Annotated in this window: 29 protein-coding genes; 19 read left to right on the forward strand and 10 right to left on the reverse strand. The window is 72.4% G+C overall.

Going from position 1 to position 26,675, the window contains the following annotated elements; genetic code table 11:
- The first annotated feature begins 72 nt into the window (after window positions 1-72).
- Together ACU436_RS16030 and ACU436_RS16035 are read left to right on the forward strand one after the other, a co-directional pair.
- Window positions 73-1,194 carry a M20/M25/M40 family metallo-hydrolase gene (locus ACU436_RS16030; RefSeq protein ID WP_459026007.1) on the forward strand — a complete coding sequence of 374 codons (1,122 nt, stop codon included), beginning with the start codon at window positions 73-75 and terminating at the stop codon, window positions 1,192-1,194.
- A gap of 94 nt (window positions 1,195-1,288) precedes the next feature.
- Window positions 1,289-1,465, forward strand: a complete 177-nt coding sequence (locus ACU436_RS16035) for a hypothetical protein (RefSeq protein ID WP_459026008.1) — start codon at window positions 1,289-1,291, stop codon at window positions 1,463-1,465.
- Here ACU436_RS16035 and ACU436_RS16040 read toward each other — a convergent pair whose 3' ends face one another.
- Window positions 1,466-2,452 (reverse strand): LacI family DNA-binding transcriptional regulator, encoded by a 987-nt coding sequence (locus ACU436_RS16040; protein ID WP_459027007.1) that lies wholly within the window; start codon window positions 2,450-2,452, stop codon window positions 1,466-1,468.
- A 99-nt stretch (window positions 2,453-2,551) separates the two neighbouring features.
- Between ACU436_RS16040 and ACU436_RS16045 the strand changes: the two genes are divergently transcribed.
- From ACU436_RS16045 to arfA, 4 genes are read left to right on the forward strand one after another with little or no spacing between them, the layout of a single operon-like run.
- Complete coding sequence (locus ACU436_RS16045; RefSeq protein WP_459026009.1) at window positions 2,552-3,856, forward strand: extracellular solute-binding protein; 1,305 nt, start codon at window positions 2,552-2,554, stop codon at window positions 3,854-3,856.
- Window positions 3,853-4,785 carry a carbohydrate ABC transporter permease gene (locus ACU436_RS16050; protein WP_459026010.1) on the forward strand — a complete coding sequence of 311 codons (933 nt, stop codon included), beginning with the start codon at window positions 3,853-3,855 and terminating at the stop codon, window positions 4,783-4,785. The genes ACU436_RS16045 and ACU436_RS16050 overlap by 4 nt, the downstream gene beginning before the upstream one ends.
- Window positions 4,782-5,669 (forward strand): carbohydrate ABC transporter permease, encoded by an 888-nt coding sequence (locus ACU436_RS16055; protein ID WP_459026012.1) that lies wholly within the window; start codon window positions 4,782-4,784, stop codon window positions 5,667-5,669. Before ACU436_RS16050 ends, ACU436_RS16055 begins: the two co-directional genes overlap by 4 nt.
- A 16-nt stretch (window positions 5,670-5,685) precedes the next feature.
- Window positions 5,686-7,209: an arabinosylfuranosidase ArfA gene (arfA, locus tag ACU436_RS16060; RefSeq protein ID WP_459026013.1), complete on the forward strand. Its 1,524-nt coding sequence runs from the start codon at window positions 5,686-5,688 to the stop codon at window positions 7,207-7,209.
- 70 nt (window positions 7,210-7,279) lie between these two features.
- On the opposite strand, the gene ACU436_RS16065 is transcribed toward arfA, so the two are convergent.
- Window positions 7,280-7,645: a hypothetical protein gene (locus tag ACU436_RS16065; RefSeq protein ID WP_459026014.1), complete on the reverse strand. Its 366-nt coding sequence runs from the start codon at window positions 7,643-7,645 to the stop codon at window positions 7,280-7,282.
- A gap of 230 nt (window positions 7,646-7,875) precedes the next feature.
- On the opposite strand from ACU436_RS16065, the gene ACU436_RS16070 reads away from it, so the two are divergent.
- Complete coding sequence (locus ACU436_RS16070; RefSeq protein ID WP_459026016.1) at window positions 7,876-8,376, forward strand: beta-class carbonic anhydrase; 501 nt, start codon at window positions 7,876-7,878, stop codon at window positions 8,374-8,376.
- Here the strand turns inward: ACU436_RS16070 and ACU436_RS16075 are convergent.
- The 4 genes from ACU436_RS16075 to ACU436_RS16090 form a co-directional block, all read right to left on the reverse strand.
- The gene (locus ACU436_RS16075) at window positions 8,373-8,702 is read right to left on the reverse strand and encodes a hypothetical protein (protein WP_459026017.1); all 330 of its coding nucleotides are present in this window, start codon (window positions 8,700-8,702) and stop codon (window positions 8,373-8,375) included. The two genes, ACU436_RS16070 and ACU436_RS16075, sit on opposite strands and share 4 nt — an antisense overlap.
- A 57-nt stretch (window positions 8,703-8,759) precedes the next feature.
- Window positions 8,760-8,996, reverse strand: a complete 237-nt coding sequence (locus ACU436_RS16080; protein WP_459026019.1) for a hypothetical protein — start codon at window positions 8,994-8,996, stop codon at window positions 8,760-8,762.
- Between the two features lie 108 nt (window positions 8,997-9,104).
- The gene (locus ACU436_RS16085; RefSeq protein WP_459026021.1) at window positions 9,105-10,793 is read right to left on the reverse strand and encodes a hypothetical protein; all 1,689 of its coding nucleotides are present in this window, start codon (window positions 10,791-10,793) and stop codon (window positions 9,105-9,107) included.
- Window positions 10,794-11,480: 687 nt separating this feature from the next.
- A complete protein-coding gene (locus tag ACU436_RS16090) occupies window positions 11,481-11,852 on the reverse strand; it encodes a hypothetical protein (protein WP_459026023.1) in 372 nt (123 codons plus the stop codon).
- 148 nt (window positions 11,853-12,000) lie between these two features.
- Between ACU436_RS16090 and ACU436_RS16095 the strand changes: the two genes are divergently transcribed.
- From ACU436_RS16095 to ACU436_RS16105, 3 genes are read left to right on the forward strand one after another with little or no spacing between them, the layout of a single operon-like run.
- Window positions 12,001-12,174: a ribbon-helix-helix domain-containing protein gene (locus ACU436_RS16095; protein WP_459026025.1), complete on the forward strand. Its 174-nt coding sequence runs from the start codon at window positions 12,001-12,003 to the stop codon at window positions 12,172-12,174.
- 1 nt (window position 12,175) lies between these two features.
- Window positions 12,176-12,523, forward strand: a complete 348-nt coding sequence (locus ACU436_RS16100; RefSeq protein ID WP_459026027.1) for a VOC family protein — start codon at window positions 12,176-12,178, stop codon at window positions 12,521-12,523.
- Between the two features lies 1 nt (window position 12,524).
- The gene (locus tag ACU436_RS16105; protein WP_459026028.1) at window positions 12,525-13,355 is read left to right on the forward strand and encodes a class I SAM-dependent methyltransferase; all 831 of its coding nucleotides are present in this window, start codon (window positions 12,525-12,527) and stop codon (window positions 13,353-13,355) included.
- Here the strand turns inward: ACU436_RS16105 and ACU436_RS16110 are convergent.
- A complete protein-coding gene (locus ACU436_RS16110; RefSeq protein ID WP_459026030.1) occupies window positions 13,348-14,385 on the reverse strand; it encodes a LacI family DNA-binding transcriptional regulator in 1,038 nt (345 codons plus the stop codon). The two genes, ACU436_RS16105 and ACU436_RS16110, sit on opposite strands and share 8 nt — an antisense overlap.
- Window positions 14,386-14,479: 94 nt before the next feature.
- Between ACU436_RS16110 and ACU436_RS16115 the strand changes: the two genes are divergently transcribed.
- The 8 genes from ACU436_RS16115 to ACU436_RS16150 all read left to right on the forward strand — a co-directional run bounded on the left by ACU436_RS16115 (window position 14,480) and on the right by ACU436_RS16150 (window position 22,412).
- A complete protein-coding gene (locus ACU436_RS16115) occupies window positions 14,480-15,700 on the forward strand; it encodes an amino acid ABC transporter substrate-binding protein (RefSeq protein WP_459026032.1) in 1,221 nt (406 codons plus the stop codon).
- A complete protein-coding gene (locus ACU436_RS16120; RefSeq protein WP_459026034.1) occupies window positions 15,697-16,581 on the forward strand; it encodes a branched-chain amino acid ABC transporter permease in 885 nt (294 codons plus the stop codon). The genes ACU436_RS16115 and ACU436_RS16120 overlap by 4 nt, the downstream gene beginning before the upstream one ends.
- Window positions 16,565-17,572: a branched-chain amino acid ABC transporter permease gene (locus tag ACU436_RS16125; protein WP_459026036.1), complete on the forward strand. Its 1,008-nt coding sequence runs from the start codon at window positions 16,565-16,567 to the stop codon at window positions 17,570-17,572. Before ACU436_RS16120 ends, ACU436_RS16125 begins: the two co-directional genes overlap by 17 nt.
- The gene (locus tag ACU436_RS16130; RefSeq protein WP_459026038.1) at window positions 17,569-18,297 is read left to right on the forward strand and encodes an ABC transporter ATP-binding protein; all 729 of its coding nucleotides are present in this window, start codon (window positions 17,569-17,571) and stop codon (window positions 18,295-18,297) included. Before ACU436_RS16125 ends, ACU436_RS16130 begins: the two co-directional genes overlap by 4 nt.
- Window positions 18,287-19,048, forward strand: a complete 762-nt coding sequence (locus ACU436_RS16135; RefSeq protein WP_459026040.1) for an ABC transporter ATP-binding protein — start codon at window positions 18,287-18,289, stop codon at window positions 19,046-19,048. The genes ACU436_RS16130 and ACU436_RS16135 overlap by 11 nt, the downstream gene beginning before the upstream one ends.
- 5 nt (window positions 19,049-19,053) lie before the next feature.
- Window positions 19,054-20,184, forward strand: a complete 1,131-nt coding sequence (locus tag ACU436_RS16140; RefSeq protein ID WP_459026042.1) for a Gfo/Idh/MocA family protein — start codon at window positions 19,054-19,056, stop codon at window positions 20,182-20,184.
- Window positions 20,185-20,278: 94 nt separating this feature from the next.
- Window positions 20,279-21,448 carry a dihydrodipicolinate synthase family protein gene (locus ACU436_RS16145; RefSeq protein ID WP_459026044.1) on the forward strand — a complete coding sequence of 390 codons (1,170 nt, stop codon included), beginning with the start codon at window positions 20,279-20,281 and terminating at the stop codon, window positions 21,446-21,448.
- Window positions 21,449-21,518: 70 nt separating this feature from the next.
- A complete protein-coding gene (locus ACU436_RS16150; protein ID WP_459026046.1) occupies window positions 21,519-22,412 on the forward strand; it encodes a sugar phosphate isomerase/epimerase family protein in 894 nt (297 codons plus the stop codon).
- Window positions 22,413-23,355: 943 nt separating this feature from the next.
- On the opposite strand, the gene ACU436_RS16155 is transcribed toward ACU436_RS16150, so the two are convergent.
- Window positions 23,356-23,997: a TetR/AcrR family transcriptional regulator gene (locus tag ACU436_RS16155; protein WP_459026048.1), complete on the reverse strand. Its 642-nt coding sequence runs from the start codon at window positions 23,995-23,997 to the stop codon at window positions 23,356-23,358.
- A gap of 95 nt (window positions 23,998-24,092) precedes the next feature.
- On the opposite strand from ACU436_RS16155, the gene ACU436_RS16160 reads away from it, so the two are divergent.
- Entirely contained in the window at window positions 24,093-25,697 is a 1,605-nt protein-coding gene (locus tag ACU436_RS16160; protein WP_459026050.1) for a DHA2 family efflux MFS transporter permease subunit, read from the forward strand.
- Here the strand turns inward: ACU436_RS16160 and ACU436_RS16165 are convergent, their stop codons facing one another.
- Entirely contained in the window at window positions 25,698-26,051 is a 354-nt protein-coding gene (locus ACU436_RS16165) for a VOC family protein (protein WP_459026051.1), read from the reverse strand.
- Window positions 26,048-26,656 (reverse strand): class I SAM-dependent methyltransferase, encoded by a 609-nt coding sequence (locus tag ACU436_RS16170; protein WP_459026053.1) that lies wholly within the window; start codon window positions 26,654-26,656, stop codon window positions 26,048-26,050. The genes ACU436_RS16165 and ACU436_RS16170 overlap by 4 nt, the downstream gene beginning before the upstream one ends.
- Window positions 26,657-26,675 lie beyond the last annotated feature (19 nt).

The following is a 26,675-nucleotide window of genomic DNA, read 5'->3' on the forward strand; positions in this document are numbered from 1 at the left end:
GTATGCGTGAAGGTCCTACCTCTATAAGGGCAGGGTGTCAACTTCTGGCCGCCGAAGATATAGTCCGTATCCATGGCCGACTTCTCCGGTGCCGCAGCCGCGCTCGCGGATGATGCCCTGACCCGGCTCGTCACCTACGCGCGGCAGGAGACGCCCACCGGCGACGCGGCCGCGCTCGACGCGCTGGCGGACGTCCTCGAGGGGCGCTACCGGGAGCTGGGGGCGCAGACCGAGCGCGTCGCGCACGAGACCGGCGACCACCTCGTCGCCCGGTGGGGTGCGGGCGACTCGCCGCACGTGCTGCTGCTCGGCCACCACGACACGGTGTGGCCGCACGGCACCCTCGGGTCGATGCCGCTGACGGTCGAGGACGGCGTGCTGCGCGGACCCGGCGTCTACGACATGAAGGGCGGCCTGGTCGTCACCGAGCTCGCGTTCGCGGTCCTGCGGGAGTGCGGGATGGCGCCGGCGCGGCCGGTGCGCCTCGTCGTGGTGGCCGACGAGGAGGTCGGCAGCCCCACGGCGCGCCCGCTCGTCGAGGCCCAGATGGACGGGGCCGTCGCGGTGCTGGGCCTGGAGTCGCCGCACCCCGGCGGCGCGCTGAAGACCGCCCGCCTGGGCAGCACGCGCGTGCGGGTCGAGGTCACCGGCCGGGCCGCGCACGCCGCGCTCGACCCGGGGTCGGGGGTGTCCGCCGTCGACGAGCTGATGGACCAGATGTTCGCGGTCCGCGAGATCATGTCGGCCGAGCCGACGGTGCTGTGCAACGTCGGCACCGTCGGCGGGGGCGGGCGCACCAACGTCGTGCCGGATCACGCGGCGGCCGACATCGGCCTGCGGTTCACCGACGCCGCCACCCAGGACCGCGTGCTCGCCGCGCTGGGGCGGCTCGGCGCCGTGCGCGAGGGCGCCGAGGTCGTCGTGCGGACGCTCACCAGCCGGCCGGCCTGGTCGGACCCGGACGAGGAGCTGCTCGCCCGCGTGGCGGCGGCCGGTGCCGCGCTCGGGCAGGAGATCACCGGCCGCCCGGCGGCCGGCGGCGCGGACACCAACACCGCGGGCGCGGCCGGCCTCCCCACCCTCGACGGCTTCGGCCCGCTGGGCGGGGGCGCCCACGCCCCGGACGAGCGGATCGAGGTCGCCTCGCTCCCCGAGCGCGCGGCCCTCCTCGCAGCGGTCCTCGTCGCCCTCTAGCCGCCGGCGGGGCGCGGCCGGGCCGGGGCGTCACACACCAACTTCGGTGCTCACACACCAACAGCAGTTGGTGTGTGAGCACCACTGTTGGTGTGTGACCAGCGGGAACGGTCGTCGCCGGGCGGCGTTCGCAATCGGCCCGTCCCCTCGGCGCGCCGGCCTCCGCCATACCGCGGTGCTCACCCACCTGCGGGCGCGCAACTACGCGCTGGCGTTCCCGGGCGCCTTCCTCGCCCTCGCCGTCGGGGCGTTCGTGCTGAGCCTCGCCTGATCACCCGCTGTCCCGCGCCACCAGCCGGTGGGGGGCCGTGAGGTTGCGGGGAGGGAGCCCGGGGTCGGCCAGCCGGGCGGTGACCATTTCCAGCGCCGACTCGACCACGAACGCCCGGTCGATGGCGACGGTGGTGAGCGCCGGTGTGGTGAAGCGGGACTCGGGCACGTCGTCGACCCCGATGACGGCGACGTCGTCGGGCACCCGGCGGCCGTGGCGGTGCAGCGCGCTGAGCACGCCGATGGCGAGCACGTCGTTGGCCGCGAAGACGGCGTCGACGTCCGGGTGCTCGGCGAGCAGGGCGTCGACGGCGTCGGCGCCGGGCCCCCGGTCCCACTCGGGTACGGCGCGGATCAGCGCGCGGTCGACGGGCAGCCCGGCCGCGCGCAACGCCCGGGTGTAGCCGAGCATCCGCTGCTCCATCACCGGCTTCGGCCGGTTCTCCTTGTAGCCGACCATCGCGATGCGCCGCCTGCCCGCCGCCGCGAGGTGGGCGGTGGCCGCTATGCCGATGTCGACGCTGGCGTTGGTCACGTGGTCGACCGCGGCCGAGCCGCCGTGCTCGCCGATCAGCACCATCGGGGTGTCGTGCCGGGGTGCCTCCAGCTCCGACGGTGGCATCGAGAGCGGGCTGAAGATCAGCGCGTCGGCGAACCGGACGGGGAAGCCCGCCGCCACCTCGCGCTCGCGTTCGATGTCGCCGTCGGTCTGCTCGACGACGACCGCGAGCCCGCGCTCGCGGGCCGCGCTGACGAGGAGGCCGGCGAGGTCGGCGAAGTAGGGCATGTCGATGCCCGGTACGGCCAGCGCGATCGCGCCGGTGCGTCCCCGGCGCAGCTGCCGGCCCACGGCCTGCGGCCGGTAGCCCAGCTCCTCGACGTGGCGCCGGACGAGGGCGCGGGTCTCGGGGCGCACGTGGACGTAGTCGTTGACGACGTTGGACACGGTCTTCGGCGACACCCCCGCGGCGATCGCCACGTCGCGCATCGTCACCGGTCGTCGCTCTGTCCCCACGTACCCAGTCTCCCCTTGACAGGCAAGCGCCTTCCCGAGAGGGTTTTACCACGATGTAAAGGGGAGTGGTCGATGACGACCTCGCACCGCCTGTCGCGTCGCACCTTCCTGTGCGCGACGGCCGCCGTGGGCGGCGCCGCGCTCCTGTCCTCGTGTGCGCGAGGCCCGGGAGGCGCGGTCGACCTGGCGTACTGGAACTTCTTCACCGGCAGCGACGGCGAGCTCATGGTGGGTCTCGTCGACCGCTTCCGGGCGGAGGCGCCGAACGTCCGCGTCACGGCCACCACGCTGATGTGGGGCCCGCCGTACTACACGAAGCTGGCCATGGCCTGCGCCGGTGGCCGCGCACCCGACCTGGGCACGCTGCACGCGTCGCGGCTGCCGACGTTCGGCACCGACCTGCTCGACGAGTGGGACGTCGGCGAGCTGGCCGCACGCGGCGTGTCGATGGACGAGTTCCCGGAGCCGGTGCGGAAGCGGGTGATGGTCGACGGCCGGTTGATGGCGCTGCCTCTCGACACCCACCCGCTGGTCCTCTACTACAACACCGACGTCTGCGAGAAGGCCGGCCTGCTCGCCCCGGACGGCACCCTCGCACCGATCACGGGCGCGGATCAGATGCTCGACGCCGGACGGCGCGCCGCGGAGGTCACCGGCAGCACCGGGATCGCCTTCGGCTCCGCCGACAACCTCGGCGGCTGGATGGTGTTCTGGTCGCTGTTCCGCCAGCTCGGCGGGCAGATGCGGCTCCCGGACGGCGGGCCGGCCGAGGTGGACCGTGACGCGGTGGTCCAGGCGATGGGCTTCATGCGGGACATGGCCGACGGCACCATCGCCTCGCCGACCCTCGACGGCCAGGCCGCGTCCGCGGCGTTCGCCAGCCAGCAGGCCGGGTTCCTGATGCACGGGCCGTGGGAGGTCACCACGGCGCGCACCGCGGAGATCCCGTTCTCGATGACGCAGTTCCCGGCCCTCTTCGGCGACACGCCGTACGTGCGGGCCGACAGCCACAGCTTCGTGCTCCCGGCGCAGGCCCGGGTGGACCCGGCGGCCCGCAGTGCGGCGTACGACATGGCGGTGTCGATGCTGCGCAACAGCCTCGACTGGGCGTCCGGCGGCGGGCACATCCCGGCCCTGTCCGCCGTGGCGGAGAGCCCGGAGTACCTGGCCCAGAAGCCGATATCCAACTACCGAGGGGCGGCGCAGGTGGTGGAGTACGACCCGGAGGCGTACTTCTCCGGCTCCGGTTCGACGCTGATGTCGCGGGCCGGGCAGAGCATCCAGGGGGTCACCTCGCGAGCGCTCACGCCGGAGCAGGGTGCCGACGACCTGATCGGCTGGCTGGACTCCCAGCTCAGGTTGGGGAGTCCCCTGTGACCGCCGTCGTCACCCCGACGCGCCTCGAGCCGGGCCCGGCGGCGACGCGCACCGGCCCCAGCCTCGTCGGCGCGCGCGGCGGGATCTGGTTCGTGCTGCCGTTCATCGCCGTGTACGCGGCGTTCGTGCTGTGGCCGCTGCTCTACGGCCTCGGCCTGAGCTTCTTCGACACGAGCCTGGTGCGCGACGAGTCCCGGTTCGTGGGCCTCGCCAACTACGCGCAGCTGTTCTCCGACCCCGAGGTGTGGCGCACGCTGGGGGTCACGGTCCTGTTCACGATCGGCAGCACGATCCCGCTGGTGGTGATGGCGCTGCTGATGGCGCTGCTCGTGCAGTCCGGTGTGCGGGGCCAGTGGTTCTGGCGGTTCGTGTACTTCGCGCCGTTCCTGTTGCCGGTGGCCACGGTGGTGTTGATCTGGCAGTGGCTGTTCTCCGGCGACTTCGGCCTGTTCAACGGGCTCCTGACCGGCATGGGGCTGCCGGCGGTCGGCTGGCTCACCGAGCCCGAGATCGGCCTGTGGTCCGTCGTGATCCTCACCGTCTGGTGGACGGTCGGCTTCAACTTCCTGCTCTACCTCGCCGCACTTCAGGCCATCCCGGCACAGCTGTACGAGGCGGCGGAGCTCGACGGTGCGGGTGGCTGGCGCCGGATGCTCTCGATCACGCTGCCGCTGCTGAACCGCACCACCGGCCTGGTAATCGTGCTGCAGGTGCTGGCCTCGCTGAAGCTGTTCGACCAGGCGTACATCCTGTACAAGTCGAACGGCGGGCCGGGCGGCTCGGCCACGCCGATCCTCCAGTACGTCTACGACACCGGCTTCACGGACTACCGGCTCGGCTACGCATCGGCCATCTCGTACATGTTCTTCGTGCTGATCATCCTGGTCGCTCTCGTCCAGGCCCGGCTGAGCCGCAGGAGCGCATCGTGACCGTCGCAACCCCAGTCCTGCCCCGGCGCGGCGCCGAGGGCCGGACGGACATCCAGCGCTACACGCCGCTCGCGCGGGCCGGGATGGTCACCGCGCTGGCGGTGCTGGCCGTGCTGTGGCTGGCGCCGCTGGTCTGGGCGCTGCTCACCTCGCTCAAGCACGAGGCCGACACCACCACGGTGCCGCTGGAGCTCGTACCCGACCGCGGGTTCACGCTGCAGGCCTACGCGTCGGTGCTCGCCAACGGTGACCTGGTCACCTGGTTCCTCAACAGCACCGTCGTCACGGTGGTGGTCACGGTGATCACCGTGGCGCTGTCCGCGGCGGCCGCCTACGGCTTCTCCCGCACGCGGTTCCGCGGCCGGAACGCGCTGTTCGCGCTGACCATCGCCGGGATCATGGTGCCGCCGCAGATCCTCATCGTGCCGCTGTACCGGCAGATGCTCGCACTGGGCCTCGCCGACACCTACGCCGGCATCATCCTCCCGCAGCTGGTGCTGCCGGCCATGGTGTTCATCCTCAAGAAGTTCTTCGACGGCATCCCGCCGGAGCTGGAGGAGGCCGCCCGCGTCGACGGTGCCGGCTCGTTGCGGATCTTCCTGCAGATCGTGTTGCCGCTGTCGCGGTCGATCCTCGCCGCCGTCGCGATCTTCGTGTTCATCCACGCGTGGAACAACTTCCTGTGGCCGTTCATCATCACCTCCGACCCCGGCCTGATGACGCTCCCGGTGGGTCTCGTGCAGGTGCAGAGCAGCTTCGGGGTGCGCTACGCCCAGGTGATGGCCTCGGCGATCCTGGCGGGCCTGCCGCTGATCATCGTCTTCATGCTCTTCCAGCGCCAGATCATCCGCGGGGTCGCCACGACCGGCCTCGGCGGTACGTGAGACAGGAAGGAACCACTTGCCCCGCGCACGCCTGACCATCGACCCCGACTTCACGATCGCCCCCGTCCCCCGGCGCCTCTTCGGTACGTTCGTCGAGCACATGGGCCGGTGCGTCTACACCGGCATCTACGAGCCCGGCCACCCCAAGGCCGACGCCGACGGCCTGCGCTCCGACGTGCTGGACCTCGTGCGCGAGCTCGGCCCGACCGTCGTGCGCTACCCGGGGGGCAACTTCGTCTCCGGGTACTGCTGGGAGGACGGGGTCGGCCCGAAGGAGCAGCGGCCGCGGCGGCTGGACCGGGCGTGGCGCTCGATCGAGACCAACGAGTTCGGCCTCGGCGAGTTCGCCGGGTGGGCGAAGGCGGCGGGCACCGAGCCGATGATGGCGGTCAACCTCGGCACCCGCGGCATCCAGGAGGCGTGCGACATCCTGGAGTACGCCAACCACCCGGGTGGCACCAGGTACTCCGACCTGCGCCGCGCCCACGGCAGCGCCGACCCGTTCGACATCAAGCTGTGGTGCCTGGGCAACGAGATGGACGGCCCGTGGCAGGTCGGGCACAAGACGGCCGCCGAGTACGGCCGGCTGGCCGCGGAGACGGCCCGCGCCATGCGCCTGGTCGACCCGGGCATCGAGCTCGTCGCGTGCGGCAGCTCGAACTCGCGGATGCCGACGTTCGGGGAGTGGGAGCGGGTGGTGCTGGAGGAGACCTACGAGCAGGTCGACTTCATCTCCGCGCACGCCTACTACCAGGAGCACGACCACCTCGGCGACTTCCTCGCCTCGGCCCGCGACATGGACACGTTCATCGAGTCCGTCGTCGCCACCGCCGACGCCGTGCGCGCCCGCGGCAGGCACCGCAAGCGGATCGACATCTCGTTCGACGAGTGGAACGTCTGGTACCAGTCGCGCCACCGCGCCTCCGCGATCGCCAAGGGCGAGAGCGAGTGGGAGGTGGCGCCGCGGGTGATCGAGGACGAGTACTCGATCACCGACGCGGTGGTCGTCGGCACGCTGCTGAACTCGCTGCTCCGCCACGGCGACCGCGTCACCGTCGCCTGCCAGGCGCAGCTGGTGAACGTGATCGGGATGCTGCGCAGCGAGCCGGGCGGCCCGGCCTGGAAGCAGCCGATCGCGCACCCGTTCGAGCAGGTCCGCAGGCGCGCCGCCGGCGAGATCCTCGACGTCCGGGCCGGCAGCGACCGCTACGAGACCCCGCGGTTCGGCGACGTCGACCTCGTCGACGCCGCCGGCACCTGGGACGCCGAGAACGGGGTGGTCGCACTGTTCCTGGCCAACCGGGACCAGGCCGAGCCCGCCACCGTGGAGGTCGGCGTGCGCGGCTTCGGTGAGCTGCGCGTGCAGCACGCCGCGGTCCTCGCCGCGGGGGAGCACCAGGACCGCCACACGACGAACGACGAGCAGCACCCCGACCGGGTGGGCCTCCGCCCGCTGGAGGGCGTGCAGGTCGAGGAGGGGCTCGCGCACGTCACGTTGCCCCCGCTGTCGTGGGCGGTGGTGCAGCTGGCCCGCGCCTGACGCGTGGACGAACGGCACTCTCGTCCAGATCTGTTGGACGGGAGTGCCGTTGGTGCACAGCACCCGATGGTCAGTCGTCCAGCCAGAGCACGTCGAGGAAATCGACCCGGAAGTCCCGCTCCAGGATCAGATGAGTGACGAGGCCTGTCCGTGAGGGCCGAACGCAACGGTCCGTACCGGAGAGTCCGGATCTCGGGTCGCTGAGCGGATCGCCTCCCCACAGCGCGACCTCGAGCATCGCTCGGAACTCGGCAAACGGTGCCAAAGCTGCCAGCGGAGGTGCTTCGATCTGAGGTTGGGACTGCTCGTCGGTGATGAGTCGGTGCAAGATCAGTACGCGGCCAGGAGCAGGAGTGGCGAGCCGGACCCCGTCCACAGCGCGGTCCGGTTCATCGCCGACCAGCTCGACGGCCCGGGGCGGGTGCTCGCCCGCCACCGGACGACGGTGACCGGGCTCTGCGCGGCGTGCCCGTCGGCGCGCCCGGTCCGGTGGGGATCTCGATCCCGGACGGTACCCGGACCGTCCAGGTGCACGATCCCGAGACGAACACCCGCACCCGGGTGGACCTCGGTCAGGTGCGATGCCGGCGGGCCACGCCGTGAGATGGCACCCAATCCGGTGATCAGGTCCCCTCCTTCCGGGGCGCGGTGTGGTTAGTTGTCCGGGTGAGTGCGGAGCAGCTCCTGAGCCGGCACCAGTCGGGCGGCAGGCATCGTGCCGCGGCGGGCGCCGCCGGTCTCGCGGCCCCGCCGACGCTCCACACGGTCGTGGTGACCTGCATGGACGCGCGGATCAACCTGTTCACCCTGTTCGGGCTGAACGTCGGGGAGGCGCACGTCCTGCGCAACGCGGGCGGCGTGGTGACCGACGACGTGATCCGGTCCCTGGCGATCAGCCAGCGCAAGCTCGGCACGCGTGACGTGCTGCTCGTCCAGCACAGCAGCTGCGGGCTCACGACCTTCACCGATGACGAGTTCGTCGACGAGCTGGCCACGGAGACCGGGACCCGGCCGCCCTGGAGCCCCCAGGCGTTCCGCGACCCGGCGGAGAGCCTCCGGGGCGGCATCGCCCGGCTGCGCGGTGACCGCTTCCTGCACCGGGACACCCGGGTGCGCGGCTTCGTGCTGGACATCCGGACGTTCGCGCTCGACGAGGTCGTCGTCTAGGACTTCTCGCACTCGACCGTGATCTTGAGGGTGGCCTTCTCCCCGGTGAACTCGGGCCGCACCTGGACCCCGGTGCCGTCGGCCTTCTCCCAGGACTCGTCGACGAGGTCCTCGTCGTTGACGTGCCAGTCCCGCATCATGTCCTCGTTGTGGCAGGTGACCTCAACGACGTCGTCCTCGGCGTGGGGCACGATCCTCGGGTCGCCGTCCGAGTAGGTGAGCCTCCAGGAATGGCTCACGGTGTACGTGTCCGAGTCGGCCACGGCGACCCCGGGTACGAGCAGCGTCGCGCCGGCGACGACGAGGATCGAGACGATCGTGCGCATGGCCACCCCCCGGGGTTCGCACGTGATGGTGACCTCTGCCCCGGCCGAGGGGTACCGCTACCGGAGGGTGATCGTGCTGCCCATGCCGATCAACACGAACGCCACCAGCGCCACCGCGATCGCGATCGCGGCCACGGTCCACCCGTCGCGCAAGGCCCTGGCCCGCTCGCCCGACGGGCTGCCCGCCGCGGCGTCCAGCTGGTCGGGCGCCGGCGGGGAGTTCCGCTGGGCCGGGACGTGCACCCAGTGCTTCGGGGCCCCGGACCAGCTCTGGTAGGGGTCGGGCGTGGCCACGTCGGCTCCTTCTCTCGGCGCATCCGGGATGCTGTTCGCATCCGTAGTCGCGCGGCCCCGCAGCAGTGTCACGGTGCGGAGGCCCGCATCACCCGAATGTGTGAGGGTTCAGGGGCGCGCGAGCCGCGCGTCGCACTCCACGCGGGGCTGGGCACCGCTCGCCGGCGCCCGCAGCGCCGCGCTGACGCGGGCCCGCCAGCGGCTCGTCTCCCGCCCCGGAGCCCCGCAGCGCGAGAGCGCGAAGAGCGCCATCTCGCGATGGGCCGGCACCTCGACCCGCTGCAGGTAGCGCATGATCTCGTGGCTCGCCGTCCGTCCGGACCGGGCCGTCACCCATGCCGAGAGCTCGGCCTCGGCCACCTCGGCGCTCATGCCCGCCATGCGCACGCAGACGTACTCGATGTCCTCCTCGGCGAGCTCGCCGACGAGCGGTGCGTGCACCCCCCGCTCGACGAGCATCTCCCGCACGGCCCAGATCCCGATCGGCGTGAGGGCGACGAGGGTGGGGTCGGGGTCGTCGCGCCCGGCCAGCGCGATGAGCTCGCTCATGCCCTCGCCGTCCTCGACGCCGAGGGTCTCCGAGAGCTGGACGGCGCCGAGCAGTTCCAGCGCGTCGAGCAGGGCGGTGACGTCGCGGCGCCACAGCCGGTGCTCCACGTCGCCCGCGAGGTCGTCGACGACGCAGCCCATCCGGTCGTTCACGGTCTCGCGGACGGCCCGGTGGAACCGCTCGACCGGGATCGGCTCCCCACCGGCGGCGTACAGCTGGTACAGCAGGATCGGGTAGGCCTCGCCGAGGCTCATCCCGAACAGTGACGGCGCACCGAACACGTTGCTGCCGCCGAAGTGCTCACCGATCCCGCCGACGGCCTCGAACGCGCGCCGCCACAGCTCGATCGGCCGCGACAGCAGCGGTGCGGCGCTGCGGACCTGCACCAGCCGCCCGCGCAGCACCCGGACGAGACGGGCCTGCCGCGCCCAGTGCAGGAGCAGGCTGATCTCGGGGAGGTCGTCGCTGGTGCGGGCCCGGTCGCGGGAGAAGTGGTCGAGGTCCAGCGCGTCGGCCACCGCGCGCGCGTCGGAGAGCAGCAGGCGTCCCTCGCGCGTGAGCGCGCGGCCGGCGCGCACCCACCGCGTGAACGCGCGCAGCCGGGCGAGCGCCACCGAGGAGTCGGCGGCCGCGAGCATCTGCGCGGCGCTCGGCAGCAGCACCGGCAGCAGTTCCTGCCGCGGCTGCTCCGGTGGCTCGTCGGCCTGCCGGCGCTGGATCTCCTCCAGGGCGGAGCGGTCGATCTGCAGCTCGCCCGAGTGCACCTGCTGCAGGAACCGCGCGACGGCCGCCGGGTCGGCCGTGGCCACGCCGTGGCGCAGCATCTGGACGGCCCAGAACGTGCCGAGGTCGTGGTTGCGCTCGTCGGCGAGCGCGTCGTACAGCGCGGGTGTGGAGTCGCGGACCTGCTCGTGCAGCTCGGCCGCCGGTGCCGAGCGCGAATCCAGCCAGTCGTGCTCGTCGAGGAAGCCGATGAGGGCGTGCAACGCGGTCGGAACGGCGTCGCGGTCGTCCTCGAGCAGCGCGACGGTGCGCGGGAACCACACGGCGAGCGCGTCGGCGACGTGGCGTCGGGTCCAGTGCCCGAGCCGGCCGTCGACGCTGTGTTTGTGGTCGAGGGCGGCCGCTACCAGTGACGGCTCCACCGCGATGCCACGCCTGCGGGCCCACGCGACGATGTGCAGCCGCAGGCGGTCGCGGACGGCGGAGTACTCCTCCAGATCGTCGGGGCCGAACACGAGTCGCACTCGACCAACCTTGGCAGGTCCGAAAGTTCCCGATCGAGGGGGGCCCCACAAAAGATCGCCCGTCCGTGTGTGCTGCGCGTGACGCCGCGCTCGCCGACAGCGAGCCCGGCGGCACTACCTCCGCGGACCGGGGCCACCCCCGAAAACCGGCCGCCTCCGCACCGCGCGACCGGCCCTGCGCGGGACTGCGATCCGGCCTGGCGGACGCTGCCCGTGAGATCGCCGCCTATCAGCTCATGCCCGTCGATGCGCGGGCATGATCCGAAGTTTCGGTTGTCCATGGCTGTCTCCACGACCATGGACGCCCGATACCGCGGATCATGAACGTGACCGGCGCGGGCGGTCCTGCCAGTCGAGACGGGTGGAGCCCCGCGCTACGAGCCGGGTGCGGCCCGCCCGCCAGCGACGGAGTCCCTGGTCAGCTCGACCCGATGACCGGCCTGCGTTCCGCCGAACGCACCCACCACCGCAGCAGGCCCGAACCGGGTCTGGGACCCGGACATCGCCGCGACAGCACCGGCCGGCCCGACACCCGGAACGTGACCCGGACGGCGTCCACCAGCGGGACGGGAGGGCCGCAGGTGGGTGTCCGGCGCCAGCTGCTGGCGGCAGCCGGCGAGCCCCACACCACCAGCCACGCTGCGCCGGGCACCATCACGAACACCGGCTGTACAGGCTGGCCGACGATCAAGCGCCCGCTGTCGGGGCGACGGTTCGGCGCGCGCCCACCGGGCCGCACGTCTCCAGCGCCGCCTCCCACTTCTCGGGATCGACACCGTCGGGCGCCGGCGGTGGGTTGCGGCGGGTCATGGGCGCGTCCTGCTGCTGACCCGGCTCGCCCCGACGCGGTCCGGTGATCCTCGTTCCTCCCTCCGGTGCCGGCACCCCCTGCTCGGTCATGCAATCGGCGAAGGCATCGGCCGATGCCTTCGTTCCCGGGGCGGTGGTGGCCGGGTCGGCCGCCGGGGCCGCGCCGCCGCCGCAGGCCGCGAGTACGACCAGGCCGGCCGCGGCGAAGGGCACGGGGAGCCACCGGCGGCCGGTCCGCACGTCAGTCATCTCCTTCTCTCCTGATCCGGCCGCGGTCCCTCGCCGCGGCCGGCGCCGATCGTGGCGGCCGCGGCTGGGAACGAGCTGTCGGTGCGCTCTGAATGAGCTGAGCGTGACGAAGTATTGGCTAGATTACTAGCATGCTAGCGTCTGGCCCGTGGGTGCCGAGGAGGTCAAGCAGTTCAACGTGTACTTGCCGATCAGCCTGATCAGGCGGGTGAAGCACCGCGCGATCGAGTCCGAGCTGTCGCTCTCGGCGCTGGTCGCCGACGCGCTACGGGCCTACCTCGACGCCCATGACGAGCGCACGCAGTCGGGGAAGGAGAGCTGATATGGCCACCGAAGGTATCGAGGCCGTGTTCCTGGAGACCCACAACTGGGGGAAGACGGCGAAGTTCTTCCAGGCGCTGGGCTACGACCTCGAGTTCGCCACCGACCACAGCTCCGGCCTGCTCCGCAACGGGAACGGACCCTACGTGTTCGTGGCGGAGGTGCCCGAGAACCGGGAGCCGCAGGAGCCGCGGCTCGTGCTGGGAGTGGCCGACGCCGACGCCTTCCGGCTCGACCCGGACGTCGAGGTGGTCACACCGTTCGCGGACACCCACTTCGGCACCAGGGAGATGACCGTCCGCGACCCCGACGGGCGGCTCTGGAGCCTCCAGGCGAAGGCGCAGAGCTGACGTGGCTGCGGAGGCACCGGAGGGAACCGCGCTGCGCGTCGCCCTCTGGCGGGCGTTGCACCTCGAGGTCGACGCACCGCCGCACGTGCTCAGCGACGAGCTCGGCCTGCGGCTCGCGGACCCCGCCGGCGGCTGGCGGAGTCGCCCGGACATGGAGCCGCACGCGACCGCGGGGTTCCGGGCGGGCGTCGTCGCCCGTTCCCGGTTCATCGAGGACCTCGTGGTCGAGCAGGACGTGGAGCAGTACGTGATCCTCGGGGCGGGCCTCGACACCTTCGCCCAGCGCAGCGCCGGTCGGGTGCGGGTGTTCGAGGTCGACCAGCCCGGACCGCAGGCCTGGAAGCGGCGGCGCCTGGACGAGCTCGGCCTCGGCGTCCCCGACCGGCTGCGGCTCGTGCCGGTCGACTTCGAGGCGGGCGGGGACTGGTGGGCGGAGCTGGCCACGGCCGGATTCGACCCCGCCCGGCCCGCGGTCGTCGCGTCGGCCGGGGTCTCCATGTACCTCACCGAGGACGCGACCGCGGCCACCCTGCGCCGCATCGCAGGCCTCGCGCCGGGTTCCACGCTCGTCATGACGTTCCAGCTGCCCACCGAGCTGCTCGACGCGGACGATCGCCCGGTCCGCCGCGCGGTCGAGGAGGCGGCGCGGGCGTCCGGCACGCCGTTCGTCAGCTTCTACTCGCCGGAGGAGATGCTGGCGCTGGCCCGCGAGGCCGGCTTCACGGACGTGCGGCACGTGCCGGGCACCTCTCACGCCGAGCGCTACTTCGCCGGCCGCGGCGACGGCCTGCGCCCCCCGAGCGGGGAGGACCTGCTGATCGCGACTACGTGACGGCCGGCACCGGCCCCGTCGAGTCGCGCACGATCAGCTCGTGCCCGGTGTTCTTGCGCCGCCTGCGCGCCGAGGGTGGTTTGAGTGCCATGGTGAGCGCGAGCTCGCCCATCTCGGTCATCGGCAGCCGGACGGTGGTGAGGCTGGGGGCGAGGTCGGCAGCGACGGCGACGTCGTCGACCCCCGCCACGGACATCCGCTGCGGCACGGCGATCCCGCGGGCGCGCAGCACCGACAGCACGCCGATCGCCATGAGGTCGTTCAGCGCGATGAGCGCCGTGAGGTCGGGGTGGTCGGCCAGCAGCCGCTCGGCCCCGGAGTGCCCGCCGTTGCGGGTGAAGTCGGTGGGGAGGACCGGCATGTCGTCGAGGGTGAGCCCGTGGGCGGCGAGCGCCTGCCCGACGCCGGTGAGCCGGTCGGCCACGGTGGTGAGGATCGGTGGGCCGCCGATCACCCCGATCCGGCGGTGTCCGAGCGCCAGCAGGTGGGCGGCCGCTGCGGCGCCCGCCGCCTCGTTGTCGGGGCGGACGGCGTCGGCCACGAGGTGGTGACGACCGATGACCGCCACCCGTCCTCCGGACTCCTGGAACGCGGTGAGCACCGCGTTCGACTCCGCCTGCATCGCGGGTTCGATGTAGCCCGACCCGGCCACGACGATCGCGTCGGCGCGGTGGGCGATGAGCGTGCGGATCTGGTGCAGCTCGCCCGCGGGGTCGCGCCCGGAGTGGCAGATCTGCACGGAGAGTCCCCGCTGGGCGGCCACGTCGATCACCCCGCTCGCGATCTCGGCGAAGTACGGGTCGCCGATCTCGTGGACGATCAGGCCCACCGTGGACGTGGCGCCCCCGGCGAGCGTGCGGGCGTGGACGTTGGCGACGTAGCCCATCCGCAGCGCGACCTCGCGCACGTGCGCGGCGACCGTCTCGCTCACCCCGTCGCGCCCGGCGAGGGCCCGCGACGCCGTGGCGATCGACACCCCGGCGCGCACTGCGACGTCCATGAGGCGTGGCGCCGACCGGGGTTTGGGCATCGGTGCCTCCTTGCGACGTCGCGGCGGTCGCCCGTAGTCTACGCAAGCGCTTACGGAAAGCGCTTACGTTCCTCGACGAGGAGGAGATCCCCCGATGAACGCCCGCACCGCCCTCCGCCTGGGATGCCTCGCCGGCATCTCGGCGCTCCTCGTCACCGCGTGTTCCGGCGGAGGTGAGGCGGGTGGCGGTGACCCCTCCGACCCGATCACGATCGGCATCTCGTTGCCGCTCACCGGGGACTTCTCCGAGCCCGGCAAGGGGGTCCAGCGGGGCTACGAGGCGTGGGCGGCCGCGGTGAACGAGACCGGCGGCCTGCTCGGCCGGCAGGTCGAGCTGCGCATCCTCGACGACCAGTCCAACGCCGACCGGGTGGTGGCCGACTACGAGTCGCTGATCGCGCAGGACCAGGTCGACCTGGTGTTCGGACCGTTCTCCACCCGGCTCGTCGTGCCGTCGGCACGCGTGGCGAAGGAGTACGGGATGCTCTTCGTCGAGCCGGCGGGCGCCGCGGCCGAGGTGTTCGAGCAGGGCTTCGACAACCTCTTCTACGCCGCCCCCGCGATCGCCGACGACCACTACAACCACCTCGCCGAGACGATCATCGCGATGCCGGAGGGGCAGCGGCCGCAGACCGCCGCCTACGCCGCGATGGACGACCCGTTCGCCCAGGGCACCGCGTACGGGCTGAAGGCCAAGCTGGAGGCGGCCGGGATCCGGACCGTGGTGGACGAGGTCTACCCGCCCAACACCACCGACTTCTCCTCGATCGCCGCCCAGATCGCCGACTCGCAGGCGGACATGATCGTGGGCGGCACCCAGTACCAGGACGCGGTCAACCTGATCGTGGCGTTGCAGCAGCTCGCCTACCAGCCCAAGCTCGCCGCCTTCTCCACCGCGCCGACCAACCCGGAGTTCTCCGCGGCGATCGGCGCCCGCACCGAGGGCATCCTCTCGCCCACCGGCTACACGCCGGAGGCGCCGTACCCGTCCAACGTCGAGTTCGTGCAGCGCTACACGGCCGAGCACGGCAGCCCGCCCGCGGAGGACGAGGCCAACGCCTACACCACCGGCCAGGTCGTCGCCGCCGCCGTGCAGGCCGCGGGGTGCGCCGAGCAGGGCGAGTGCCAGCAGCGGCTCATCGACTGGCTGCGCACCAACACGGTCGACACCGTGGTCGGCCCGCTCGACTGGGACGCACAGGGCCGCCCGCAGAGCGCCCACCTCATCCAGCAGTACGTCGACGGGGAGATCCGGATCGTGCTGCCGGAGGCCACGGCCGAGGCGGAGTTCGCGTACCCGAAGGCAACCTGGTGAGCGGTTCCCTGCTCTTCCAGAGCCTCGTCCTCGGGATCCTGCTGGGCGGGCTCTACGCGCTGCTCGCCGCCGGGCTCACGCTGTACTTCGGCGTGATGCGGGTGGTGATGATCGCCCACGCCGCGTTCCTGGTGCTCGCCGCGTACCTGGCGTGGGACGTCCACGACCGGTTCGGCATCGACCCGTTGCTGTCGCTGGTGGTCACGGTGCCGCTGTTCTTCCTCGCGGGCGTCGGGTTCCAGCGGCTGCTGATCGCCCGGCTGCGACCGGCCTCGGTGACCATGATGTCGGTGCTGCTGACGTTCGCGGTGGCGCTCGCGATCGAGGGGCTGCTGGGGTTCGTCTACTCGGGCACCCAGCGGCGGGTGCAGCTGCCCTACAGCGCGGCGAGCATCGAGGTGTTCGGCGCGCAGGTGGCGGTCGTCAAGCTGATCGCGTTCGGCCTGGCCGTGCTGTCGCTGCTCGCGCTGTACCTGCTGCTCACCCGCAGCCGGTTCGGCCAGGCGCTGCGCGCCACCATCCAGCACCCGCAGGCGGCGCGACTGATCGGCATCGACACCGACCGGGTCGCCGGCTACGGCTTCGGCCTGGGCCTGGCCACCGCCGCGATCGGCGGGACGGCGCTCTCGCTGGACTCCACGATCTACCCGTCGCTGCACTGGCACTGGATCGGCCCGCTGATGGCGATCATCGTGGTCGGCGGGCTGGGCAGCATCCCGGGCGCGGCGATCGCGGCGATGGTCCTGGGCGTCGTGCAGAGCCTGCTGCAGCTCCCGCTGGGCACGACCTGGGCGCAGACCGTCTTCTACCTCGCGCTGTTCGCCACCCTGCTGGTGCGGCCGCAGGGCTTCTTCGGAGGTCGCCTTGCGCAACGTTTCTAACCTCGGTGCGCTGCTCGTCGGGGCTGCCGCACTGCTGTCGTTCCCGCTCTGGAGCCCGAACCCGTACATCACGTCCGCGGGCGTCGTCGTGCTCTCCTACGCGGTGCTCTCGACGTCGTGGAACTTCGTCGGCGGCTTCACCGGCTACATGTCCCTCGGCCACGCGGCGTGGTTCGGCCTCGGCGCCTACGCCACCGGGCTGCTGATCGCCCGGGCCGGGGTGCCGAGCTTCCTCGCGCTCGGGCTGGCCGGCGTGATCGTCGCGGTGCTCGCGGTGCCGATCGGCATCGCCGCGCTGCGGGTGCGCGGGGCGTCGTTCGTGATCGTGTCGATCGCGCTGGTGCTGGTGCTGTTGCTGGTCTTCCAGAGCTGGCGGGAGTTCACCGGCGGGTCCGACGGCCTCGTCGTGCCCCGGCCGTTCCCGGACCTGCTGCGCCCCGAGCACCACCTCGTGTTCTTCTACCTCTTCGCCGTGCTGCTGGGCGTGGCGCTGCTGGCCTGGTGGACGATCGACCGCTCGCGCTTCGGGCTGGGTCTCAAGGCGATCCGCGAGGACGAGGACAAGGCCCAGTCGCTCGGCGTGCCGACGTTCGCCTACAAGCTCGTGGCCTTCGTCGTGTCGGCCACGTTCACCGCCATCGGCGGTGGCCTCTACGCACTGTGGTTCGGCGACCTCGACCCGATCTTCCAGTTCTCGATCCTCATGGGGTCCTACATGGTGCTGATGGCCCTGCTGGGCGGGGTGCGGCACCTGTTCGGGCCGGTGCTGGGCGCGTTCGTCGTCGGCGTGGCGATCGAGTACTTCAAGATCTCCTACGGCGACTCCCAGTTCCACCTGGTCGCCACCGGCATCCTGCTGGCCGCCGTGGTCCTGTTCATGCCCGACGGCGTGATCCCCGCGGTGCAGGGGCTCTTCGCCCGGTTCCGCCCGCAGCAGAGCTCGATCCGCGAGGTCAGCGCGGCCGAGCTCCGGGAAGAGGTGCGGTTGTGAACCTCGCGACCCTCGAGCTCACCAAGTCCTTCGGCGGCGTGCACGCCGTCGACCACGCCACCGTGGAGTTCCGGGACGGGAAGATCAACGCGGTGATCGGGCCCAACGGTTCCGGCAAGACCACGTTCTTCAACTGCGTCACCGGGATGATCCGGCCCGACTCCGGATCGGTGAGCTACCGCGGCCGCGACGTCACCGGCCGGGCGCCGCACCGCATCGCCGCGGCCGGCATCGGGCGCAGCTTCCAGCTCTGCCGGATCTTCCCCCGCATGACCGTGCGCGAGAACGTGCTCGCCGCCGTGCGGCCGCGCGGGATCGCCGCCCTGCTGCGCTCGGCGGGCGCCACCGCGGACATCGAGCGGGCGCGCGGGTGGCTGCGGCGGGTGGGGATCGACCACCTCGAGGACATCGAGGCGCGCAACCTGTCCTACGGCCAGCAGAAGCTCCTGGAGCTGGCCGGGGTGCTGATGGCCGACCCCGAGACGATCATGCTGGACGAGCCGGCCGGCGGCGTGAACCCCGCCCTGATCGACCGGATCGCCACGCTCGTGCGCGAGCTCAACGCCGAGGGGCGCACCTTCATCGTCGTCGAGCACAACATGGAGCTGGTGATGAGCCTGTCCGACCACGTGGTCGTGTTCGACCGCGGTCGGCCGATCGCCGAGGGCCCGCCGGACACGGTCCGCGCCGACCCGGCGGTGCTGGAGGCCTACCTTGGCGTCTGAAAAGCGGGCGGATGAACCCCTCCTGGAACTCCGGGACATCGAGGCCGGCTACGGCCGCGCCGCCCTCGTGCTGCGCGGCCTGTCGGTCAGCGTGCCCGCGGGCACCGTGGTCTGCCTCGTCGGCCCCAACGGCGCCGGCAAGTCCACCGTGCTGAAGGTCGCGAGCGGGCTGCTCGCGCCGCGCTCGGGCGCCGTCCGCGTCGACGGGCAGGACGTCACCGGCCGCACCCCGCAGCGGATGCTCGCCGCGGGCGTCGCCCACGTGCTGCAGGGCCACAGCGTGTTCCCCGAGATGACCGTGGCCGAGAACGTCACGCTCGGGGCGTACACGACCACCGACCGGGCGGGCGTCGCCGAGCGGGTCGCGTTCGTGCAGGGCCTCTTCCCGGTGGTCCGCGAGCGCTGGCGCTCGCTGGCCGGGCTGCTGTCGGGCGGCCAGCAGAAGCAGGTGGAGTTCGCCCGCTCCCTGATGGTGAGCCCCAAGGTCCTGCTGCTCGACGAGCCCTCGATGGGACTCGATCCCAAGGCCACCGCCGTGGTGTTCGAGCAGGTCGTCGCCATGCGGGAGGCCGGGCTCGCGATCCTGCTCGTCGAGCAGAACGCCCGGCGCGCCCTGGAGACCGCCGACCTCGGCTGCGTCCTCGACCTCGGCCGCGTGCACATCAGCGGCCCCGCCCCGGAGCTCCTCGCCGACCCGCAGCTCGCCGAGCTGTACCTGGGTGGCCGCCCGACCGTCTCACCAGAAAGGTAGTGCGCATGCGCATCGTCATGAACGGCGTGACCGGGAGGATGGGGTACCGCCAGCACCTCGTGCGGTCCGTCCTCGCGATCCGCGACGACGGCGGTGTGCTGCGCCCCGACGGCACGCGCCTGCAGGTCGAGCCCGTGATCGTCGGCCGCGACCGCGAGAAGCTCACCGAGATCGCCCGCAAGCACGACATCGAGACCCTGCACACCGACCTCGACGCCGCGCTGGAGGACGACGCCCCCGTCTACTTCGACTCCCTCGTCACCAGCGAGCGCAAGAAGACGATCCTGCGCGCGATCGCCGCGGGGAAGCACATCTTCACCGAGAAGCCGATCGCGGAGTCGGTGGCCGAGGGCGAGGAGCTGGTGGCGGCCGCCCGCGCCGCCGGCATCGTCGACGGCGTGGTGCACGACAAGATCTACCTCCCCGGGCTGATCAAGCTGAAGCGGCTGATCGACTCCGGGTTCTTCGGGCGGATCCTGTCGGTGCGCGGCGAGTTCGGCTACTGGGTCTTCGAGGGCGACATGCTGCCCGCCCAGCGCCCCAGCTGGAACTACCGGGCCGAGGACGGCGGCGGCATCGTCCTCGACATGTACTGCCACTGGAACTACGTGCTCGAGCACCTGTTCGGTGGCGTCGAGGCCGTGATGACCAGGGCCGTCACGCACATCCCGCAGCGGTGGGACGAGAAGGGCGAGCCCTACGAGGCCACCGCCGACGACGCCGCGTACGGGATCTTCGAGCTGGCCGGCGGCGTCGTCGCCCAGATCAACTCGTCGTGGGCGGTGCGGGTGGACCGCAAGGAGCTCGTGGAGTTCCAGGTCGACGGCACCCACGGCTCGGCCGTCGCGGGCCTCTTCGGCTGCCGCATCCAGCACCGCGTCCGCACGCCCATGCCGGTGTGGAACCCGGACGTGCCCACCGACCAGGACTTCCGGGGCCAGTGGGAGCAGGTGCCGGACAACCAGGAGCTCGGCAACGGCTTCCGCGCCCAGTGGGAGCAGTACCTGCTCGACGTAGACGCCGGCCGCCAGCACCCGTACGACTTCGCGAGCGGCGTCCGCGGCCTGAGGCTGGTGGACGCGGCGCTGAGGTCATCGAGGGAAGGCGTCCGCGTGGAACTGAAGGCGACGCGATGACCCACGCACAGCTCCCGGTGAACCGCAGCATGGTGGCCATACTCCGGTTCAACCGGAGTATGGCCACCATGCTGCAAGTCGGGGGAGGCGCGCGGTGACCGCCGTCGATCTCCGCATCGACCTTCCTGTCGCCGGTGGGGGGTGGCGCTCCGTCCCGCTCGCCGCGCCCCGCGAGTGGGCGCCCCACCCCGAGCCCTACCGCACTCGGGTGGCGTTCGCGGCCGCGCACGTCGTGGGCGACCCGTGGGGCGAGAACGTGCCCGGCGCACCCGCCGCCGTCGACTGGGACTCGACGCTGGCGTTCCGCCGCCACCTGTTCTCCTACGGCCTCGGGGTCGCGGAGGCCATGGACACGGCGCAGCGCAACATGGGGCTGGACTGGCCTGCCGTGCAGGAGCTGGTGCGCCGCAGCGCCGAGCAGGCCCGTGAGCACGGTGCCCGGATCGCGGCGGGCGCCGGCACCGACCACCGCACCGACCTGACGAGCGTCGACGACGTGCTGGCCGCCTACACCGAGCAGGTCGGGTACGTCGAGGGCACCGGGGCACAGGTGATCCTCATGGCGTCCCGGCAGCTCGCGGCCGTGGCCGCGGGGCCGGACGACTACCTGCGCGTCTACGAGGCGCTGTTGCGGCAGGTGCGCGAGCCGGTGATCCTGCACTGGCTCGGCGAGGCGTTCGACCCGCAGCTCGCCGGCTACTGGGGCTCGGCGGACGTCGCGTCGGCGACCGCGACGTTCGTGCAGCTCATCGAGGCGCACGCGAACAAGGTGGACGGTGTGAAGGTCTCGCTGCTCTCCGCGGAGCACGAGGTCGGGCTGCGCGCCGAGCTGCCCGAGGGCGTGCGCCTCTACACCGGCGACGACTTCCACTACCCGGAGCTGATCCGCGGCGACGGAACCCACCACTCCGACGCGCTGCTCGGTGCGTTCGCGGCGGTCGCCCCGGCCGCGTCGGCCGCGCTGGCGGCGCTCGACGAGGGCGACCGGGAGCGCTACGACGCCGAGTTCGCGCCGACGCTCCCGCTGTCGCGGAAGGTGTTCGAGGCGCCGACCTTCTACTACAAGACCGGCATCGCGTTCCTGTCCTGGCTCTGCGGGCACCAGCCGGGCTTCACGATGGTCGGTGGGCTGCAGTCCGCGCGGTCGGTGGTGCACCTTTCCGAGGTGTTCGCGCTGGCCAACGAGGCGCGGCTGTTCCCGGACCCGGAGGCGGCGGCCGCGAAGCTGCGCGGCCTGCTCGGCGTGGCCGGGGCGGTGCAATGAGCGAGCTTGCGAGCGAATCAATGTCACAGCGCCTACGCGAAGCGCCGGCCGAGCGCAGCGAGGCCGAGCGATGAGCGTCCTCGACGTCCCCAGCGGGCTCCCGGGCCGGGTCGGCACCCCCGGCCCCGGCGATCCGCGGCTGGCCCGGCTCTCGCTCAACCAGCGCACCACCGCGAACTGGAACCTCCGCGAGGCGGTCGACGGGGCGGCTGCCGCGGGACTCCCGGCGATCGGGCTGTGGCGTGAGCCGGTGGCCGAGGTCGGAGTCGACGCGGCCCGCCGCCTCGTGGACGCCGCCGGGCTGCGCGTCTCCTCGTTGTGCCGGGGCGGCTTCTTCACCGCGTCCGGCCCGGCCGAGCGCGCCGCGGCGCACGAGGACAACCTGCGAGCCCTCGACGAGGCCGCCGCACTCGGGACGTCGGCGCTCGTGCTCGTCCCGGGCGGGCTGCCGCCGGGCGACAAGGACCTCGCGGGCGCCCGCACCCGGGCCGCCGAGGCGATCGCCGCGCTCGTGCCGGCCGCGGTGGAGCGCGGCGTGACGCTGGGCATCGAGCCGATGAACCCGATCTACGCGGCCGACCGCGGGGTGGTCTCCACGCTCGCGCAGGCCCTCGACATCGCCGAGGCGTTCGCGCCGCACGAGGTCGGCGTGGTGGTCGACACCTTCCACCTGTGGTGGGAGCCGGGCGTGCACGACCAGATCGTCCGGGCGGGGGAGCGGATCGTGTCGTACCAGGTGTGCGACTGGATCACGCCGCTCCCGGCCGACTCCCTGCTCGCCCGCGGGATGATGGGCGACGGGCACGTCGACTTCCCGGCCTTCACCCGCGCCGTCGCCGCGGCCGGGTACACCGGCGACGTCGAGGTGGAGATCTTCCACGCCGACGTATGGGCGGCCCCCGGCGACCAGGTGGTCGCCACCATGGCCCGCCGCTACGTCGAGCTGGTGCAGCCCCACCTCTAGTGTCCCGGACCGGACTTCCGGTCCGGGACACCAGGAGCGCCTGAACAACTCGGGCCTACGGCTCGACGCCCAGCCGGCCGCCTCGGTCACCACGATCGTGGCAGGAGCCGCGGATGGAGGGTGTTCGTCGAATCGTGGCGATGTGAGCCCGATCCCGCCGCGGTCGGCGTGGGTGGTCGGTGCGACCGTTCCACCGATCGGGCGTCGCGGGTGGGGTGTCGTAGCGAGTCGGGCCCGGTTCCGCACCCGGACTCTCGCCGAGGCCGTGGAGCGGGTGGGGGCGGGACCACCGGATGGTCCGTGCGCACCCGGCAGGAACGGTCTCGTCCAGAACCGGCGGGCCCACAGGTAGGGGACGGCCGCCAACGCGACCCCAGGATCCGGTGGTGCAGCCGACCCAGCGACCCACCCAGGCCGAAGGAATCGACGGACCGTGCCGAACACACGCGAGGCCGGCGACGGAGATTGGGCACGCAGCGGCCGGCCGGGGTGCGGCGCGCCCGCCGGAGCGGATCCCCGGGAGGATCGCCCGCGCCGCACAGCGGTGCGACCCGTGATCGATGCGGCCAGCACCCCGCTGCGGCCGCGGCCAGGCTGAGGTGCGACTCGTAGCGCATGCTCGGCCCGGGCGGCACGCCAGCGCGGTCGCCGCGACCGTGAGGTACCGCTCGGCGCGTCCGGCGGCCGGGGTGCTGCGTTCCGCTGAACGCCCCGGCGTCCATGCCGCGGCGACCGTGATCGTCGAGTGCGGTCACAGAGCCGCACGGGCGCGGCCTGAGAACCGCATGCGCTGATCAAGCCTGGGCAGCGCGGCCCCAGTTCGGCAACACCCTCGACGCGCGGCTCATGTCCCGGATCCGCTGATCACATCTCGCTCAGCGCGCTTGTTCTCGGGTGTCGGTTGTCCATCGTCGAGGCAACAGCCTCGCTCTGATAGTCCGCGCTACGGCCGGGGTTGCTCGGGAGCTCCTGGGGGCCGCGTGAGCGGCACGACGACCGTGTCCACGACCTCCACCAGGAAAGCCTCCTGGAGCGACCGGTCGCCCAGGAGGAACTGCTCGCGGAGGACGGCGATGGCTGCGCCCGCCACCACCGGGGTGAGCGCGGCGGGGCGGACCTCGCCCCGGACCACACCGCGGCGGAGCGCCTCGAGCATGCACCCGGTCGCCGGCTCGACGAACCGCGCCCGGATGACGGCCCGCAGCTCCGGATCGCCCATCGCCTCGATCATCAGGCCGCGGACGGCCTCGCCGGCCGGCCCGTTCAGCACGTCGGCGACCCGGCGCAGGAAGCCGAGCACGTCGCCCCGGACGGTGCCGGTGTCGGGAACCTCCAGTACCACCGGGGCCCGGGTGCGCATCGCGTCGACCACGAGCTCGGCGCGACTGGACCAGCGGCGGTAGAGGGACGCCGTGCTCGCCCGGGCCCGGCGCGCGACGCTCTTCATGCTCAGCTCGGCGTAGCTGACGTCCCCGAGCTCGGCGAGGGTGGCCTCGTAGATGGCGGCGTGCAGGGCGTCGCCCCGGCGCCGGGGTCCCTTGCGGTGATCGGCCTGCGCCTCGGCCGCCGCGCTGGCAACTGCCATCGGCAGGACTCTACCGCCCGCGCGGGCGGCACTTTTTCAAGCAAACCTGAATTTCCTACTAGAGAACCACTGGTTCTCTATGTCACGATTGCGCCATGACGCGGACGACCTCCACGGACCGCACGAGCGAGCCGGAGGCAGCGGCCCCCGCACCCGCACCCCTCGAGCCTCCCGCGAAGGACGACGAGCAGCGCCCGGCCGCGTCGTGGGTGGTCTCCCTGCTGGTCCTGATCGTCGGGATGTTCATGTCCGTGCTGGACGTGACGATCGTGAACGTCGCCATCCCGGCCATCCAGGACGATCTCGGCACCACCACGGAGGACGTCCTGTGGATCGCCACCGCCTACACGCTCACGCTGGGTGTCGTGGTCCCACTGAGCAGTTGGCTCGGCGACCGCTTCGGGCTGACGCGGACCTACCTGGTCACCCTGATCGGCTTCTCGCTGGGCTCCGCGCTGTGCGGCCTCGCGTGGAGCCTGGGCAGCCTCATCGCGTTCCGGGTGCTGCAGGCGGTGCCGGGCGGCATCCTGCCGGTGGTCACGTTGACGATGGTGTACCAGATCGTGCCGCGCGAGAAGATCGGCATCGCGATGGGCATGTACGGGCTGGGCATCGTGTTCGCCCCGGCGATCGGCCCGGTCCTCGGCGGCTACCTGGTCGAGCACACCGACTGGCGGCTGATCTTCTACATCAACGTGCCGGTCGGCATCCTCGGCGCGGTGGCCGCGTACCTGCTGCTGCCGGACTCCGGGCGCGGGCCGCGCCGCCCGTTCGACCTGCTCGGGTTCCTCACGATCGGATTCGCCCTCTTCGCCGTCCTGCTGGCCTTCCAACAGGGCGAGGACTGGGGCTGGACGTCCTACCCGGTGCTGATGCTGCTCATGTTCGGGCTGCTCAGCCTGGCGACGTTCGTGGTGATCGAGCTGGAGGTGGCGCACCCGCTGCTGGACGTGCGGGTGTTCCGGAACTGGGCGTTCACGAACTCGCTGCTGCTGCTGTCCATCCTGACCATCGGGCTCTTCTCGGTGCTGTTCTACGTTCCGGTGTTCCTCCAGCAGGGGCAGGGGCTCACGGCGTTCGAGGCGGGGCTGCGCATCCTGCCGCAGGCGCTGGTGGTGGCCGTGCTGATGCCGATCGCCGGCCGGCTCTACGACAGGATCGGGCCGCGCCCGCTCGCGGTGGCCGGCTTCGGGATCTCCGCCTACGGCACCTATCTGCTCTGCGGCATCAACCCCGACATGACGCACGGCGACGTGGTCCTGTGGACGTGCGTGCGGGCCGCGGGCATGGGGCTGGCGATGATGCCGGTGATGACCGCGGGGATCGCGAGCCTCCCGACGGAGAAGGTGAACGAGGGCAGCGCGCTCAACAACGTCGCCCGGCAGGTGGCGGGCGCGATGGGACTGGCCATCCTGACCGCGCTGGCCTCGGCGCAACAGACTCAGGCCATCGCGGACCGCGCCGTGCTGCTGCCGGCCGGCACCACCACCCTGCCCGCCCTCGGGCCCCCGGGCGGCGACGGCGTCGACATCCTCGGCATGTACGCCGTCGTGCAGCGCACCCAGCTGGACGCGCTTGCGTCGTCCTACAGCGACATCTTCCTGGTCACAGCGCTGATCACGGTGCTGGGCGTGCTGCTCGCGATACCGCTGCGGGGCGGGCCGTCGCACGGCTCCGCGCCGGCGGCACCCGAGTTGTGATCAGAGATCGTGGGCGACGGGGTGGCGGGGTTCGTAGATCGACAACGGGGTACCGCTCGGCAGCCTGATCGACGCGAGGCGGCCCCACCCCTGGTCGGTCACCGTGTCCACGATCTCGACGCCGTTCGCCGCGCAGTCGCCCAGCACCTGCTCGATGTCGTCGCACATCAGGTACAGCTCGTGCGTCGGTTCCGCGTCGGTCGGGTGCACGGCGACCTCCGCAGGCGGGAGCTTGAAGATGAGCCAGCCGTCGCCGGCGTCGACGTGGGGGAAGGCGAGCGTGTCGCGGAGGAACGCGCGGTCGGCCTCCGCGTCGCGGCTGTGGAGGATCACATGGGCGCCGGTGAACATCATGCCTCGACAGGGGTGGGTCGGCGGGCTTCGTGGACGATCGCGGGCGGGAGGTTGCGCCAGACCGCGCGGCTCGTGGTGACCTGCGCGAAGTGGGCCCGCAGGTCGGCGAGCTGGCGCCGGGCCGGCGGGGCCCAGCGCGTCCACGTGTAGCCGAACTGCGTGAATACGCCGGTCGGCGCGAGCACCTCGGTGATCACGGCGTGCAGCCCGCGGCCGTCCGGGCCGGGGGAGTAGGCCACCCACGGCAGCCCGCTGACGACGGCGTCGACCGCCGTGATGCCGCGATCGGCGAGCAGGCGGGGCAGCTCGCGGGCGTCGGCCTGCACGACGTCGACCTCGGGGTGGCGGTCGGCGAGCAGTTGCGCCCACCGCGCGTTCAGCTCCACGGCGACATGCCGCGCGCGCCCGCCGGTGCGCTCCTGGATCGCCCGGGTGAACGCCCCGGTGCCCGGCCCGAGCTCGACGACGACCGGTGTACCTACCGCCGGGATCGCCCGGACCATCGCCGCGGCGAGGGCCGGCGAGCTCGGCGCCACCGACGCCGTGTGCAGGGGGTCGCGCACGAACTCGCGAACGAACCGGCCGGTGTCCACCCACGCCGTCACGGGCCACACCGTAGCGGCG

This window comes from Pseudonocardia wallangbongensis (assembly GCF_054486945.1).

What these genes read in the sequence shown, in the direction of transcription:
- ACU436_RS16030 (WP_459026007.1), top strand. Translation starts at nt 73, where the DNA reads ATGGCCGACTTCTCCGGTGCCGCAGCCGCGCTCGCGGATGATGCCCTG.
- ACU436_RS16040 (WP_459027007.1), bottom strand. Translation starts at nt 2,452, where the DNA reads ATGCGCGACGTGGCGATCGCCGCGGGGGTGTCGCCGAAGACCGTGTCC.
- ACU436_RS16045 (WP_459026009.1), top strand. Translation starts at nt 2,552, where the DNA reads ATGACGACCTCGCACCGCCTGTCGCGTCGCACCTTCCTGTGCGCGACG.
- ACU436_RS16075 (WP_459026017.1), bottom strand. Translation starts at nt 8,702, where the DNA reads ATGCGCACGATCGTCTCGATCCTCGTCGTCGCCGGCGCGACGCTGCTC.
- ACU436_RS16090 (WP_459026023.1), bottom strand. Translation starts at nt 11,852, where the DNA reads ATGACTGACGTGCGGACCGGCCGCCGGTGGCTCCCCGTGCCCTTCGCC.
- ACU436_RS16100 (WP_459026027.1), top strand. Translation starts at nt 12,176, where the DNA reads ATGGCCACCGAAGGTATCGAGGCCGTGTTCCTGGAGACCCACAACTGG.
- ACU436_RS16110 (WP_459026030.1), bottom strand. Translation starts at nt 14,385, where the DNA reads ATGCCCAAACCCCGGTCGGCGCCACGCCTCATGGACGTCGCAGTGCGC.
- ACU436_RS16115 (WP_459026032.1), top strand. Translation starts at nt 14,480, where the DNA reads ATGAACGCCCGCACCGCCCTCCGCCTGGGATGCCTCGCCGGCATCTCG.
- ACU436_RS16140 (WP_459026042.1), top strand. Translation starts at nt 19,054, where the DNA reads ATGCGCATCGTCATGAACGGCGTGACCGGGAGGATGGGGTACCGCCAG.
- ACU436_RS16150 (WP_459026046.1), top strand. Translation starts at nt 21,519, where the DNA reads ATGAGCGTCCTCGACGTCCCCAGCGGGCTCCCGGGCCGGGTCGGCACC.
- ACU436_RS16155 (WP_459026048.1), bottom strand. Translation starts at nt 23,997, where the DNA reads ATGGCAGTTGCCAGCGCGGCGGCCGAGGCGCAGGCCGATCACCGCAAG.
- ACU436_RS16160 (WP_459026050.1), top strand. Translation starts at nt 24,093, where the DNA reads ATGACGCGGACGACCTCCACGGACCGCACGAGCGAGCCGGAGGCAGCG.
- ACU436_RS16165 (WP_459026051.1), bottom strand. Translation starts at nt 26,051, where the DNA reads ATGATGTTCACCGGCGCCCATGTGATCCTCCACAGCCGCGACGCGGAG.